Source organism: Murinocardiopsis flavida (assembly GCF_003014485.1).
GTDB lineage: Bacteria > Actinomycetota > Actinomycetes > Streptosporangiales > Streptosporangiaceae > Murinocardiopsis > Murinocardiopsis flavida.
On the sequence record NZ_PYGA01000001.1, the window covers coordinates 424,216 to 437,076 of the forward strand.

Consider the following 12,861-nt stretch of genomic DNA (forward strand, 5'->3'; position numbering starts at 1 on the left):
GACAATTGGCCGGATTGCCACGACACGGCTTAGCAATTCATCCGAAAAACGGTAACCTCCGCGCGGAATCGAGCGCTTCGGACATCGCGTCCGGAGACCTCGGTGGCACCGCGGTAACGCAACGGCACCACCGAGGTGCCGTACCGGCGCTCAACATCAGGGCCGCCCCGGCGTTCCGGGGCGGCAGCAGACGAACTGGGCGGAAACAACAGAATGACCACGGATCTCCACTCCTCCCCCGGCGCCTGGAGGCGGGCGCTGACCCGCGCGGCCCTGGGGGCGGTCCTCGCCGGCGGCCTCCTCGCCGGCGCCGGCACCGCGCACGCCGACACGTCCCCCGCGGACGCCACCCCCAAGATCATCGGTGGTGAGCCGGCCGACCAGACGTACTCGTTCATGGCCTCGCTCCAGTACGAGCGCGACGGCGACCCGAACTCCCACACCTGCGGCGGCGCCCTCGTCGACAAGGAATGGGTGCTCACCGCCGCCCACTGCGTGACCGAGGCGGGCAAGGACGGCGCGCCCTTCACCGTGAAGGACCCCGAACTGTTCCACGTCCGGGTCGGGACCACCGACCGGACGTCGGGCGGCAGCGTCGCCGAGCTCGCCGGCATCGAGGTCCACCCCGGCTACCAGTGGCTGGAGGACCGCGAGCTCGGCAAGGACATCGCGCTGCTCAAGCTCGACACCGAGCTGGCGGAGCGGCCGATCACCCCGGCGTCCGAGGACGCCGAACCGGGCACCGAGGTGCGCGAGGTCGGCTGGGGCTACACCTCCAACGACGACGCGGGCGACCCGACCAAGCTGCCCAAGGGGCTCCGGCAGCTCGACACCGCCATCATCCCGCCCACCACCGAGAAGTGCCGCGTGGACGAGGACGGCGACGACTCCTGGGGCATCCGCGACGGCGACGTGTGCGCCGACAACCCCGGTGGCACCTTCGGCCCCTGCGGCGGCGACTCCGGTTCGCCCCTGCTCCGGCGCGACGGCGACGACTGGGAGCTCCTCGGCGTCGACAGCCGCGGCGTCGGCGGCGTCTGCGGCGCCTCCCCCGACATCTACACCAGCGCCGGGTCCTACGACGACTGGATCGCCGGAGTCATCGGCTGACACCCCTTTCGAGCCCGGTGGCGCGGCACGCGGCCGCGCCGCCGGGCTTTTGTACGCATGTGAGCAGGATCTCTGTCAACTGTTGACAGAAGACAATGCACTCTGCTGCCATGAACCGCACACGTCGGGACTCCTCCTCGAAAGGAACGGTCATGCCGCGGCTCAGGGTGGGCGTCGTCGGAACCGGGACCATGGGCGCGCAGGTGCTGTGGCAGCTCAGCAAGCGCGGTGTCGACGCGACCGGGTTCGAGACCCATGCGCCGGGGCACCCCAGGGGCGCAGCGGGCGGCGAGACCCGGCTCTTCCGCACCATCGAGATCGAGGACCTCCGCTACGCCCCGATCGTCACCCGGGCACACGAGATCTGGGCCGAACTGCACGAGGCCACCGGCCGGGAGCTCCGGGTGCTGGACGGCTCCCTCGTCCTCGGGTCGCCCGCGGACCCGCAGATGCGGACCGCACTGGAGTCCGCGCGGCGGTCCGGGCGGCCCTACGAGGTCTACGACGAGGCCGAGCTGCGGGCGCGGCACCCGCAGCACGCGCCGGACCCCGGCGACATCGCCATCTGGGAGCCGATCGGCGGCACGATCAAACCCGAGTTGACGGTCGCGGCGACCGCCGGGCTCGCCGAGCGGAACGGCGCGACGATCCACCGCCACTCGCCGGTGCGCGAGATCCGCGAGACCTCGCGCGGTGTCACCGTGGCGACCGACTCGGGCGAGTCCGAGTTCGACCGGGTCGTCGTCGCCGCCGGCGGCTGGACGAACCAGCTGCTGCCCCGGTTCGCCGACCTGCTCACCGTGCGGCGACTCATCTCCGCCTGGTTCTTCGCCAAGGAGGCCGGGCACCTCGACACCATCCCGCCCTTCATCCGCACCGTCCCGAACTACTGCTACGGGCTCCCCGTGCCCGACCGCACCGCGATGAAGATCGGCCTCGGCTACGACCACCACATGGCGGCCGACCGCCCCGACGAGGTCGAGCGCGTCGCCCGGCCCGCGGAACTCGCGCCGTTCCGGCGGATCGTCGAGCGCTACCTGCCCGGCCTCGACCCCGACCCGATGCGCACCGACACCTACATCGAGACCTACACCCCCGACCACCGCGAATGGGTCGGCGCGCACCCGGACATGCCGAATGTGATCGTCCTCGCCGGGTTCTCCGGGCACGGCTTCAAGATGTGCCCCGCGATCGGCGAGGCAGGCGCCCAGCTGGCGATCGACGGCGCGCCGGCACTGGACGTCGGCTTCCTGCGCAACCCCGGCTCCGGCTGAACCCGCCCCTCCCCACCGATCGCTGGCGTCCGCGGCGACCCTGACGAAACGAGGTGATCGATCAATGCCCCATCCACCGGTCCGACGTGTGGAACCCCCGAGTCGCACGCTCGACCGCCGACAGCTCCTCCGGCTCGCCGGCCTGACCGGCCTCGCCGGAACCGGCGCGCTCTCGCTCGCCGGCTGCGCGTCCGCCTTCGGCACGCAGCGGGCCGACTCGGTCGTCTTCGTCTCCGACGGCGGCGAGTACCAGCAGGCGGAGCGCGACGTCTGGCTCACGCCGTTCCAGGAACTCCGCCCGGACCTGCGGGTCGCCGAGGACGTCCCGAAGAACTACGCCAAGTTGCAGGCCATGGTCGCCAGCGACAACGTCCTCTGGGACCTGGTCACCGCGACCGGCGACTTCGGCTACGGCGGCGACCGCGACTTCCTGGAGGACTTCGCGGGCCACGGCCTGCCCCTCGACGAGCTGATGCCCGAGTACACCAACGAGTCGATCGTCGGGCACACCATGTTCTCCAACGTGCTGGCGTACCGCACCGACAAGCTCGGCGGGAAGAAGCCCGAAGGCTGGGCCGACTTCTTCGACCTCGACAAGTTCCCCGGCAAGCGCGGCCTCCGGAACTTCCCGTCGGGCGCCGTCCTCGAGATCGCGCTGACAGCCGACGGCGTCGCGCCCGGGGACCTCTACCCCCTCGACTTCGACCGCGCGTTCCGCAAGCTCGACACCATCAGGCACGAGACCGTCTTCTGGACGACGGGGGCGCAGTCGGCCCAGCTCATCGCCGACGGCGAGGTCAGCATGACCCAGGTGTGGAACGGGCGGGTCTTCAACCTGCAAAAGGAGGGCGCCCCGATCGAGATCCAATGGAACGAGCATTTCATCCAGGCCGACTCGATGGTCGTCCCGCGCGGCTCCAACGTCGAGCACGCGATGGCACTCGCCAAGCACTGCCTTTCGGCGGAGAACAACGCGAAGCTGTCGCGGCACATCCCGTACGGGCCCACCAACCTGGAGTCGCTGAAACTGGTCGAGAAGTCGATGCTCGACCACCTGCCGACGAGCTACCTCGACATCGGCATCGACTTCGACAACAAATGGCTGAACGCGCACCGCGCCGAGGTCGACTCCAAATGGCAGAACTGGGTGAGGTCGACATGAGCGGCGCCACCAATGCCACCAATGCCACCGCCACCACCACCGGCGCCGCGGCCGCCCCCGCCCGGCGGCGGCCCGGCGGCACCGGGTGGAACCTCCTGGTGTGGCCCGCGCTGGTCTTCCTCGCGGTCCTGTTCCTGCTGCCGTTCTTCCAGACGGCGCTGCGCTCGGTGACCGACCCCGGCCCGGCGAACTACGCGATCTTCTGGACCGACCCGGTCTACGCCCGCTCGCTCGTCACGACCTTCCTGACCGCGCTCGTGGTCACCGTGTCGGCGCTGCTGATCGCCTACCCCTACGCGTACCTGATGTACCGGTCGACGCCGGTCATGGCGGGCGTGCTCACGCTCCTGGTGATCCTGCCGTTCTTCACCAGCCTCCTGGTGCGGACCTACGCGTGGACCGTGTGGCTCCAGCAGACCGGCGTCATCAACTCCGCGCTGCTGGACCTCGGGGTCATCGACGCGCCGCTGCCGCTGATGCGCAACCTGCTCGGGGTGGCGATCGGCATGACGCACTCGCTGCTGCCGTTCATGGTCTTCCCGATCTACGCGTCGATGCGGCGCATCTCCCCCGCGCTGGTCCCCGCCGCGCGGAGCCTCGGCGCGACGGGGGCGTTCGCGTTCCGCACGGTGTTCCTGCCGCTGACCGCCCCGGGCGTCATCTCGGGCAGCCTCATCGTCTTCGTGATGTCGCTGGGCTACTACGTCACACCGGCCCTGCTGGGCTCGCCGAACAACGCGATGCTCTCCGAACTCATCGTCAACCAGGTCGAGCAGCAGGTCGAGTTCGGCATCGGGTCGGCCATCGGCATCGTCCTCCTCGCCCTGACGCTCGTGTTCCTCTTCCTCGGCACCCGCGTCGTCCGGTTCAAGGACATCGTCACAGGAGGCCGCTGATGCGCGGAAAACCGTCTCCCGGCCTCAGGGCCTACGGGGTCGTCGTCGGGACGCTGCTGATCCTGCCGACGCTCGTCGTCATCCCCATGTCGTTCTCCGCCAGTGAGTTCCTGAGCTTCCCGCCGAAGGGCCTCTCGCTGGTCTGGTACCGCGAGTTCTTCGCCGACCCCGTGTGGATGGCGGCGGTCGGCCAGAGCCTCCAGGTCGCGGCATGCACGACCGTGCTGTCCGTGGTCCTGGGGATCATGACGGCGCTCGGCCTGATCCGCGGCCGGTTCCGCGGCAAGAGCGCCCTCCAGGTGCTCGTCCTGAGCCCCATGATCATGCCGCTCGTCGTGCTCGCCGTCGGCCTGTTCTTCGTCTACAGCGACTGGCGAATCCTCGGCTCCCTCGGTGGCCTGATCCTCGCCCACACCGTGATCGCCTACCCGCTCGTCTACATCGCGGTCTCGACGAGCCTCCAGGGCATGGACCAGACGCTGGAGCAGGCGGCCGCCAGCCTCGGGGCGAACCGGTGGTACGCGTTCCGCACCGTCACCCTGCCCCTGATCGCACCGGGGGTGCTCACGGGTGCCCTGTTCGCGTTCACCACGAGCTGGGACGAGCTGATCCTGTCGATCTTCCTGTCCAGCCCGATCGTCAAAACACTCCCCGTCGTCATGTGGCAGCAGGTCCAGACGGAACTCTCGCCGACGCTCGCCGTCGCCGCGACGCTCGTGATGGTCACGACGATCGTCCTCGTCGCCGCGGCGGCCTGGGTCGCCACCCGCAGGAAGGTTGTGCAGCCGTGACCGAGAAGACCCTCGGCGGAGAACTGTCCCTCACCGATGTCCGCAGGTCCTACGGCGGGCAGCGCGGCGTCGACTCCGTGAGCCTCGACGTGCGCTCCGGCGAGTTCCTCACCATGCTCGGCCCCTCCGGGTCGGGCAAGACCACCACGCTGAACCTCATCGCGGGGTTCCTCGACACCGACTCCGGGTCCATCACCCTCGACGGCAGGGAGCTCGCCGGGATCCCCGCGCACCGCCGCGAACTCGGCGTCGTCTTCCAGCAGTACGCGCTGTTCCCGCACATGACGGCGGCGCAGAACATCGCGTACCCGCTGCGCGTCCGCGGCGTCAAAGGCGCGGAGCAGCGGCGGCTCGTCGCCGAAGCCCTCGACCTGGTGCACCTCGCCGAGTACGGCGACCGCACCCCGGCGCAGCTGTCGGGCGGCCAGCAGCAGCGGGTGGCGCTCGCCCGCGCCATCGTGTTCCGGCCGCGGCTGCTGCTGATGGACGAGCCGCTGGGCGCGCTCGACAAGAAGCTCCGCGAGGCCATGCAGATCGAGATCACCCGGATCTGCCGGGAACTCGGCGCCACCGTGATCTACGTGACGCACGACCAGGAGGAGGCCCTGGCCATGAGCGACCGGATCGCGATCTACAACGCCGGCCGGATCGAGCAGCTCGGCACGGCCGAGGAGCTGTACGAGCGGCCCGCCTCCCTGTTCGTCGCCGACTTCGTCGGCGAGTCGACCGTGCTGCACGGCACCTACTCCGCCGGCGCGCTCGCGTTCGGCGGCGCGCGGCTGACCGCGGCCGCGGCGGGCACCGCACCGGCGGACGGCACCGCTGCGGCGCTCGTCCTGCGCCCCGAGAACGTCGCCGTGTACCCGGCGTCGGCAGAGGGCGACGTGCCCGAGGGCCACAACCGGGTCCGGGCCACGGTCGAGGAGTGGATCTACCTCGGAGTCGCGAAGAAGTGCCTGCTCGCGTGCTCCGACGGCACGGTGGTGACGGCGCGGACCGCCACAACGGTGGACGAGGGCCCCCTCGGCCCCGGCGCCGAGGCGGTCGTCGCGTGGGACCCCGAGAAGTCGGTGGTCGTCCCGGACCACCGCGAGACAGCGGCAGCGAACCAGTGACCGCAGCACCCACCTTTTCTCGGTTAGGGGAGATCAGGACAATGGCCCACAAGCCCGTAGTGACCTTCGACTGCTACCGGACCCTCGTCGACTTCGACCTCAACCGCGCCACGCTGCCGATCGTGCGCGACCGGCTGGACGAGGTCGGCGTCGACCACGCGGAGTTCCTCGACAACCTGCGGGTCATGCGCTTCCAGGGTGTCGCGCAGCCCTACCGGCGCTACGCCGATATCGTCAGGGAGTCCCTGGAAGTGTGCATGCTGCTGCACGGTGTCGTGTTCCGCGACGAGGACTTCGAGCGGCTCATGGCGAGCGCCCGCGAGTTCCCCGCGTTCCCCGAGGTGCCCGGCGCCCTCCGGCTGCTCAAGGAGAACGGCTACGAGATCGCCATCATCACCAACAGCGACGACGACCTGATCCCCTACCACGTGGCCAACATCGGCGTGGAGTTCGACTACGTGGTCACCGCGGAGCAGGCCGGCGCGTACAAGCCCCGCGACCAGGCGTTCCAGCACCTGTTCTCGGTGCTGCCACAGTCCATGGACCGGATCACGCACGCCGCCCAGGGCTGGGAGTACGACATCATGCCGACCAAGAAGTACGGGATCCGGCGGGTCTGGGTGAACCGCTACAACCGCACGGGCAGCGCCGCCTACCAGCCCTACGACGAGATCCCCGACCTGGCGGGGCTGCCGCCCCTCCTCGGCGACGCCCGGTGACCGCATGGCACCCCTGACCCTCGCCGTCGCGGTCGAGGACACCCGGCCGGACCTCTCCGCCATCGCCGCCGGCGCCGACGTGGCGATCCGGTACGCAACCCCCGCGGAGCTGCCCGACGCGATCGACGGCGCCGACGCGCTGCTCGTGTGGGCCTTCACCGCGGGCGGGGTCGCCGACGCGTGGCCGCGCGCCGCGGCGCTGCGGTGGATGCACGTCAGCAGCGCCGGTGTCGACCGCGTCCTCACCCCGCAGGTCGTCGCGAGCGACGTCGTGGTCACCAACGTCCGCGGCGTCCTCGACGACGCCATCGCCGAGTACGTCCTCGGCCTGGTGCTCGCGTTCGCCAAGGACCTGCCGGGTACGCTGCGCCGCCAAGGCGAGCGGCGGTGGGAGCACCGGCCGACCGAGCGGCTCCGCGGTGCGCGGGCGCTGGTCGTCGGCCCGGGCGCCATCGGCAGGGCCATCGGGTCCCTGCTCGGCGGGGTCGGAATGGGCGTCGACGCGGTCGCCCGGTCGCGCAGGGACGGCGACGCCACGTTCGCGGCGGTGCACGGCCAGGCCGACCTGGGGGCCGTCATCGGCGACTACCACTATGTGATCGTGGCCGCACCGCTCACCGACGGCACCCGCGGCATGCTCGACGCGGGCGCCATCGCCGCGATGGCGCCCGACGCGCGGCTGATCAACGTCGCGCGGGGGCCCATCGTCGACGAGGAGGCCCTGACCGCCGCGCTGCTCCGGGGTGACATCGCGGGTGCGGCGCTCGACGTCTTCCACGACGAGCCGCTGCCCGCCGAGCACCCATTGTGGCGGTGCCCGAATGTTATTATCTCGCCGCATATGGCCGGTGATTTCGTCGGCTGGCGCGATTCCCTGCTCGGCGTCTTTCTCGACAACTTCGCACGCTTCAGGTCCGGCAGGCCGCTGCTGAACGTCGTCCGCAAGGAACTGGGATTCGTCGTGTGAACGCGATCCACGACGGAACGCCCCGGCCGACCGCTGGGAGGAGAACAACGATGGGCGGGCTGGACTCCGTTGGACCGATGAAAGCCCAAGGCACCGCCGACCTCATCGCCGATCTGCTGCGCGAGCGGATCCTCGACGGCGTCCTCGCCGCCGGAGAGCAGATCAACGAGGTACACCTGGCCGCGCGGCTGGAGATGAGCCGGGGGCCGGTGCGCGAGGCGGTCCAACGGCTCGTGCAGGAGGGGCTGCTCACCTCGGTGCGCAACCGGGGGACCTCCGTCGTCCAGCTCGGCATCGAGGACATCGCCGACGTCTACCGGGCCCGGCTGGCGGTCGAGCGCGAGGCGGCGCGCGTGGTGTTCACCGGCGACCACGTGCGGCTCGCGGCGGCCCTCGAGCGGGTGCTCGGCGACATGCGCGTCGCGCTCGACAACCGCGTGTGGGCCGACGTCTCCCGCGCCGACCTCACCTTCCACCAGACCATCGTCGACGCCGCGGGCAGCCGGCGCATGAGCAAGATGTTCGGCACCCTGGTCGTCGAGACCCTCCTGTGCATCCACAAGTTCGAGAACATCTACGACCCGCCCGACATCATCCTCGACCACCACCGGCGCCTGGCCGACCTGCTGCGCGCCGGCGACCTGGACGACTACCTGCGCGAGATCGACTGGCACCTCCAGAACTCCGTGCAGACGATCTCCGCGGCCGACCCCGCGCCGTGACCCCCGCCCCGGGCCCGCTCAGCCGGGTAGGCGGTCGATGGCCTTGCGTGGCGAGCGGGCGTGGCGCGCCATGCCCGCGAACGGGCAGTGCTCGCGCCGCGACGCGATGGTGAAGTCCCCCGCCGTGGTGAGCGCGTCCAGTTCGGCCCAGGTCACGGGCGCGGCGATCGGCGCGCCCGGGATCGCCCGCACCGAATAGGGCGCCACGGCGAGCTGGGCGCGCCCGTTGCGCAGGAAGTCGACGAACACGCGGCCGCGCCGCGCCTGCTTGCGGAACCGCGTCGTCAGCTCCGCCGGGCGCCGCGCCACCGCGAGCTCGGCGATGATGCGGGCCAGGTCGCGCGCCGACCGGTCGGTGAGCTCCGGGCGGATCGGCGAGACCACGTGGACGCCGCGCGAACCCGTGATCATGGCGAACGCCGCGAGCCCCAGGTCGTCCAGTACCGCGCGGACGTCCAGCGCCGCCGCGCGGGCCGCATCGAACGCCGCCGCGCCCTCGCCGGGCGGGTCGAGGTCCAGGACGAGGCGGTCGGGGCACCCGAGGCGGGGCGTCCGCGACAGCCACGTGTGCAGCGTGATCGCCGCCTGGTCGGCCCACCAGACGAGGGTGGCCGCGTCGTCGCAGACCACCATGGTCCGCTCCCCGGCGAGCACCGTGCGCACCCATTCCGGTGTGTGCGGGTGCTTGGCGTAGAACCCGTCGCCGCCGATGCCGTGCGGGAAGCGCTGCGCCGCCATCGGCCGGCCGCGCACCAGCGGCAGCATCAACGGTGCGACGCGGGCGTAGTAGCCGGCCAGGTCGGCCTTTGTCGCCGATCCGGGACCGAACATCTCCTTGCCGGGACGGTGCACGGCCACCGTGCGGCCGCCGACGGTCCACTGGGTCTCCATACCCGGGGCTTTACCCGCTGACAGGAGAGTTTTACCTGGTGAAGGGCACGAGTAAGGGGTGAGGACCGTGAGGGGGGAGGACGGCCGTGGCGGCTGGGTCGGTGTGGAAGGGAACGCTGTCGTTCGGGCTCGTCTCGCTGCCCGTGCGGCTCGTCAACGCGCACCAGCGCCACGGCCCCCAGTTCCACCAGTTCGTCCGCGACACCAACGCCCGGGTGCGGTACCGCAAGGTCAACGAGGAGACCGGCGAGGAGGTCCGGACGGCCGACATCGTCAAGGGCGCGCCGATCGACGACGAGGACGAGTACGTGGTCCTGGAGAGCGAGGAGCTGGAGGAGATCGCGCCGGGGCGGTCCAAGGCCATGGAGGTCGAGCGGTTCGTCCCCGCGGGGGCGGTGGAGGCGCGCTACTTCGACGGCGCCTACTACCTCGTGCCCGACTCCAAGGCCGCCGCGAAGCCGTACACGCTGCTGTGCTCCGTGCTGGAGCGGCAGGAGCGCCTGGCGCTGTCGACGCTGGTGCTGCGCGACCGCCAGCACCTGGTGCTCATCGGCCCGCAGAGCGGCGTCCTGACCCTCAGCACACTGTGGTGGCCCGACGAGATCCGCGACCCCGCCGAGATCGTCCCCTCGTTCCCCGACGTGTCGGTGGCCGACCGCGACCTCGACCTGGCGGGGCAGCTCGTCGACGCCATGGCCGAACCCTGGCGGCCCGAGGAGTACACCGACGGCTACCAGGAGCGGCTGGAGGAGCTGATCCAGGCCAAGGCGTCGGGACGGCGGATGCACCACCCCTCGCGGCCCGCGCCGCGCGAGAACAAGGTCGTGGAGCTGACCGACGCCCTGCGCGCCAGCCTGAAGGACGACCGCAAGGGCGACCGCCCCGCCAAGGGCACCAAGGGGAAGAAGACGGCGGGCAAGTCCTCGGAGCCGAGGTCGAAGGCGGGGTCGAAGGCGGGGTCGAAGGCCGGGGCGGGGGCCGGCGCGAAGCGCACGCGGTCGGGGCGGACGAAGTCCTCGGCGGCGGACCTCGAATCGATGACGAAGCGGGAGCTGATGGGCGAGGCGTCGAAGGCCGGGATCCCCGGCCGCTCCACGATGACCCGCGACCAGCTCCAGGACGCGCTCGCCGGGTCGCGCCGCTTCGCCGGGGCGTCCTGACCCTGCCCGGCGGGGCCGTCACCGCCGCGGCGGCTCGGCCACCACCGCCTCCGGCGGCTCGGCCGGCGCCGCCCCGGTGTGCGTGTAGGCGTCGGCCTGCATGCGGAACAGCTCGGCGTACAGCCCGCCGCACGCCATCAGCCGCGCGTGGTCGCCGTGCTCGACCACCCGGCCCTTGTCCAGCACATAGATCCGGTCGGCCATGCGGACCGACGCGAGCCGGTGCGTGATCAGCAGGACCGTGCGCCCCTGGGCGTGCGCGTGCAGGCTCTCGAACAGCCGCTTCTCCGCGCGGGCGTCGAGGGCCGCCGTCGGCTCGTCGGCGATCAGCAGGTCGGCGTCGCGGTACAGGCCGCGCGCCGAGGCGATGCGCTGCCACTGCCCGCCCGACAGGTCCGCACCGTTCACGAACCGCTTGTCCAGGACGGTGTCCCAGCCGTGCACGAGCTCGGCGACGACCTCGTCGGCGCCGCTGAGCCGGGCCGCCGCACCCAGCCGGGCGTCGTCGGCCGCGGCGGACATGGCGACGTTGCGCGCCGCCGACAGGGGCCACTGGGCGTACTCCTGGTTGATGAGACCGATACGCCCCCGCAGCGCGTCGGGGTCCATCCCGGCGGTGTCGGCCCCGTTCCAGCGGATGGCGCCGGCCTGCGGCGTGTAGAGACCGGCGAGCAGCCGGGCGAGCGTGGACTTGCCGGACCCGTTCTCCCCGACGAGCGCCACCACCTCGCCTCGGCGGATGTCGACGTCGACCCCGTCGAGCGCGGGCGCCTGCTCACCCGGGTACGCGAACACCACCCCGCGCGCCCGCACCTCGACCAGCGCACCGGGGGGTTCGGTGTCCGGTGCGGGGGGCAGCCGGCCGCCGGCCTGGCGGGAGAACTCCAGGAAGTCGGAGAAGTACAGCCCGGACTCATAGGTGGTCGACAGCGAGAACAGCAGGGTGGCCAGCGACGCCTGCGCGGTGCGGATCGCGAAGACCGCGGTCCCCGCGACGGCCAGCGGCATCGCGCCCGTGACCAGCAGCGCCCCCAGTGCCGCGAACGTCGCCGCGGTGGCGACCCCGCCCGCGGCCTCGCCCACGAGCCGCGTCGTCGTCTGCCTGCGCGCCACAGTGAGCATCGCCGCGCGCTCGATGTCGGAGATGCGGGTGTACTCGTCGATGAGGAAGCCGCGCATGGTGAACGCCCGCAGTTCGGCGGCCGAGTCGCGGGACGCGAGCATGTCGCCCAGCGCCCATTTGCGGCGCCGCCCGGTGGTGAGCTCGCGGATCCGCTCGTAGCGCATGCGCGCGGCGCGGGCCGCCGCCCACCCGTCGGGCACAACGGTCAGCACCAGCAGCGGCAGCAGCACGGGGTGCAGCACAGCGAGCACTCCCGCCGCCGCGACGATGCTCACCAGCCCGGTCAGCACGTCGACGGCGGAGGTGATGACGCGGGACACCTCGAACTGGCCCCGGTCGCGCGCCCGGTACATCGTGTCGTTAAAGGCGGAGTCGTCGAACGCCTCCAGCCGGATCCGGCTGGTGAGGTCGAACAGGTGCAGTTCGGTGCGGCGCTCGACCTGCGGGCGCAGCCGGGCCTGCGCCCACCCCGCCCCCGCCTGGAGCAGCGCTCGGGCGGCGTAGGCCGCCGCGACCAGCGCGAGGGACGGCAGCGCCGCCTGGACGCGCTCAGGGGTCGGGCCGCCGGTGAACAGCGGCTCCAGCACGCCGGTGACGGCGAACAGGCCCACGGCGGTGAACACCCCGGCGGCCAGGTTCAACCCGATCGTCGCCGCGGTGTCCCACCGGTCGGCCCGCCACGCCCAGCCGAGCGCGAGTCCGATGAGGCGGGGCAGCCGGGTGGCCATGCGCCACATCGAGGTCGAGGTGAGTTCGTCGAGGAACGGCAGGTACTTCGACACCGTCATCTGCGGTTGCGGTGTCGGGGCGGGTGCGGGTACGCGTTTCCTGCGGCGCGGCGCAAAGCGCATGGGTCTCCCATCGCGGGCATCGTCGGAGCAGCGATGATGTCCGCTCGCGCCGGGGACCGCCAGCGGGTTTCGGCGCGTTC

At 71.6% G+C, this 12,861-nt stretch carries 12 protein-coding genes; 10 read left to right on the top strand and 2 right to left on the bottom strand.

The genetic code is table 11. From position 1 onward, the window contains the following. Positions 1-213: 213 nt before the first annotated feature. The 9 genes from CLV63_RS01880 to CLV63_RS01920 all read left to right on the top strand — a co-directional run bounded on the left by CLV63_RS01880 (position 214) and on the right by CLV63_RS01920 (position 8,756). Positions 214-1,110 carry a S1 family peptidase gene (locus CLV63_RS01880; RefSeq protein WP_106581069.1) on the top strand — a complete coding sequence of 299 codons (897 nt, stop codon included), beginning with the start codon at positions 214-216 and terminating at the stop codon, positions 1,108-1,110. A 152-nt stretch (positions 1,111-1,262) separates the two neighbouring features. Next, a complete protein-coding gene (solA, locus tag CLV63_RS01885; protein WP_170134116.1) occupies positions 1,263-2,384 on the top strand; it encodes an N-methyl-L-tryptophan oxidase in 1,122 nt (373 codons plus the stop codon). Positions 2,385-2,472: 88 nt separating this feature from the next. Further along, complete coding sequence (locus CLV63_RS01890; RefSeq protein WP_106581071.1) at positions 2,473-3,546, top strand: ABC transporter substrate-binding protein; 1,074 nt, start codon at positions 2,473-2,475, stop codon at positions 3,544-3,546. Further along, entirely contained in the window at positions 3,519-4,442 is a 924-nt protein-coding gene (locus tag CLV63_RS33410) for an ABC transporter permease (protein ID WP_170134117.1), read from the top strand. The genes CLV63_RS01890 and CLV63_RS33410 overlap by 28 nt, the downstream gene beginning before the upstream one ends. Beyond that, the gene (locus tag CLV63_RS01900) at positions 4,442-5,233 is read left to right on the top strand and encodes an ABC transporter permease (RefSeq protein ID WP_106581073.1); all 792 of its coding nucleotides are present in this window, start codon (positions 4,442-4,444) and stop codon (positions 5,231-5,233) included. The genes CLV63_RS33410 and CLV63_RS01900 overlap by 1 nt, the downstream gene beginning before the upstream one ends. Then, positions 5,230-6,348, top strand: coding sequence for an ABC transporter ATP-binding protein (locus CLV63_RS01905; RefSeq protein WP_211301094.1), 1,119 nt, complete (start codon positions 5,230-5,232; stop codon positions 6,346-6,348). Before CLV63_RS01900 ends, CLV63_RS01905 begins: the two co-directional genes overlap by 4 nt. Positions 6,349-6,389: 41 nt before the next feature. Then, on the top strand, positions 6,390-7,067 hold the full coding sequence (locus tag CLV63_RS01910) for an HAD family hydrolase (protein ID WP_106581074.1): 678 nt from the start codon (positions 6,390-6,392) through the stop codon (positions 7,065-7,067). 4 nt (positions 7,068-7,071) lie between these two features. After that, entirely contained in the window at positions 7,072-8,034 is a 963-nt protein-coding gene (locus tag CLV63_RS01915) for a D-2-hydroxyacid dehydrogenase (RefSeq protein WP_106581075.1), read from the top strand. Between the two features lie 77 nt (positions 8,035-8,111). After that, positions 8,112-8,756, top strand: coding sequence for a GntR family transcriptional regulator (locus tag CLV63_RS01920; RefSeq protein WP_170134118.1), 645 nt, complete (start codon positions 8,112-8,114; stop codon positions 8,754-8,756). Positions 8,757-8,774: 18 nt separating this feature from the next. Here the strand turns inward: CLV63_RS01920 and ligD are convergent, their stop codons facing one another. Then, positions 8,775-9,647, bottom strand: coding sequence for a non-homologous end-joining DNA ligase (gene ligD, locus CLV63_RS01925; RefSeq protein ID WP_106581077.1), 873 nt, complete (start codon positions 9,645-9,647; stop codon positions 8,775-8,777). Between the two features lie 86 nt (positions 9,648-9,733). Between ligD and ku the strand changes: the two genes are divergently transcribed. After that, positions 9,734-10,807 (top strand): non-homologous end joining protein Ku, encoded by a 1,074-nt coding sequence (gene ku / locus CLV63_RS01930; protein ID WP_245928520.1) that lies wholly within the window; start codon positions 9,734-9,736, stop codon positions 10,805-10,807. A gap of 18 nt (positions 10,808-10,825) precedes the next feature. Here the strand turns inward: ku and CLV63_RS01935 are convergent, their stop codons facing one another. Beyond that, a complete protein-coding gene (locus CLV63_RS01935; protein WP_106581079.1) occupies positions 10,826-12,718 on the bottom strand; it encodes an ABC transporter ATP-binding protein in 1,893 nt (630 codons plus the stop codon). Positions 12,719-12,861 lie beyond the last annotated feature (143 nt).

Coding starts and splice junctions, on each gene's coding strand:
- CLV63_RS01915 (WP_106581075.1), top strand. CDS start 7,072: ATGGCACCCCTGACCCTCGCCGTCGCGGTCGAGGACACCCGGCCGGAC.
- CLV63_RS33410 (WP_170134117.1), top strand. CDS start 3,519: ATGGCAGAACTGGGTGAGGTCGACATGAGCGGCGCCACCAATGCCACC.
- CLV63_RS01920 (WP_170134118.1), top strand. CDS start 8,112: ATGAAAGCCCAAGGCACCGCCGACCTCATCGCCGATCTGCTGCGCGAG.
- CLV63_RS01935 (WP_106581079.1), bottom strand. CDS start 12,718: ATGACGGTGTCGAAGTACCTGCCGTTCCTCGACGAACTCACCTCGACC.
- CLV63_RS01910 (WP_106581074.1), top strand. CDS start 6,390: ATGGCCCACAAGCCCGTAGTGACCTTCGACTGCTACCGGACCCTCGTC.
- solA (WP_170134116.1), top strand. CDS start 1,263: ATGCCGCGGCTCAGGGTGGGCGTCGTCGGAACCGGGACCATGGGCGCG.
- ligD (WP_106581077.1), bottom strand. CDS start 9,647: ATGGAGACCCAGTGGACCGTCGGCGGCCGCACGGTGGCCGTGCACCGT.
- CLV63_RS01880 (WP_106581069.1), top strand. CDS start 214: ATGACCACGGATCTCCACTCCTCCCCCGGCGCCTGGAGGCGGGCGCTG.
- CLV63_RS01900 (WP_106581073.1), top strand. CDS start 4,442: ATGCGCGGAAAACCGTCTCCCGGCCTCAGGGCCTACGGGGTCGTCGTC.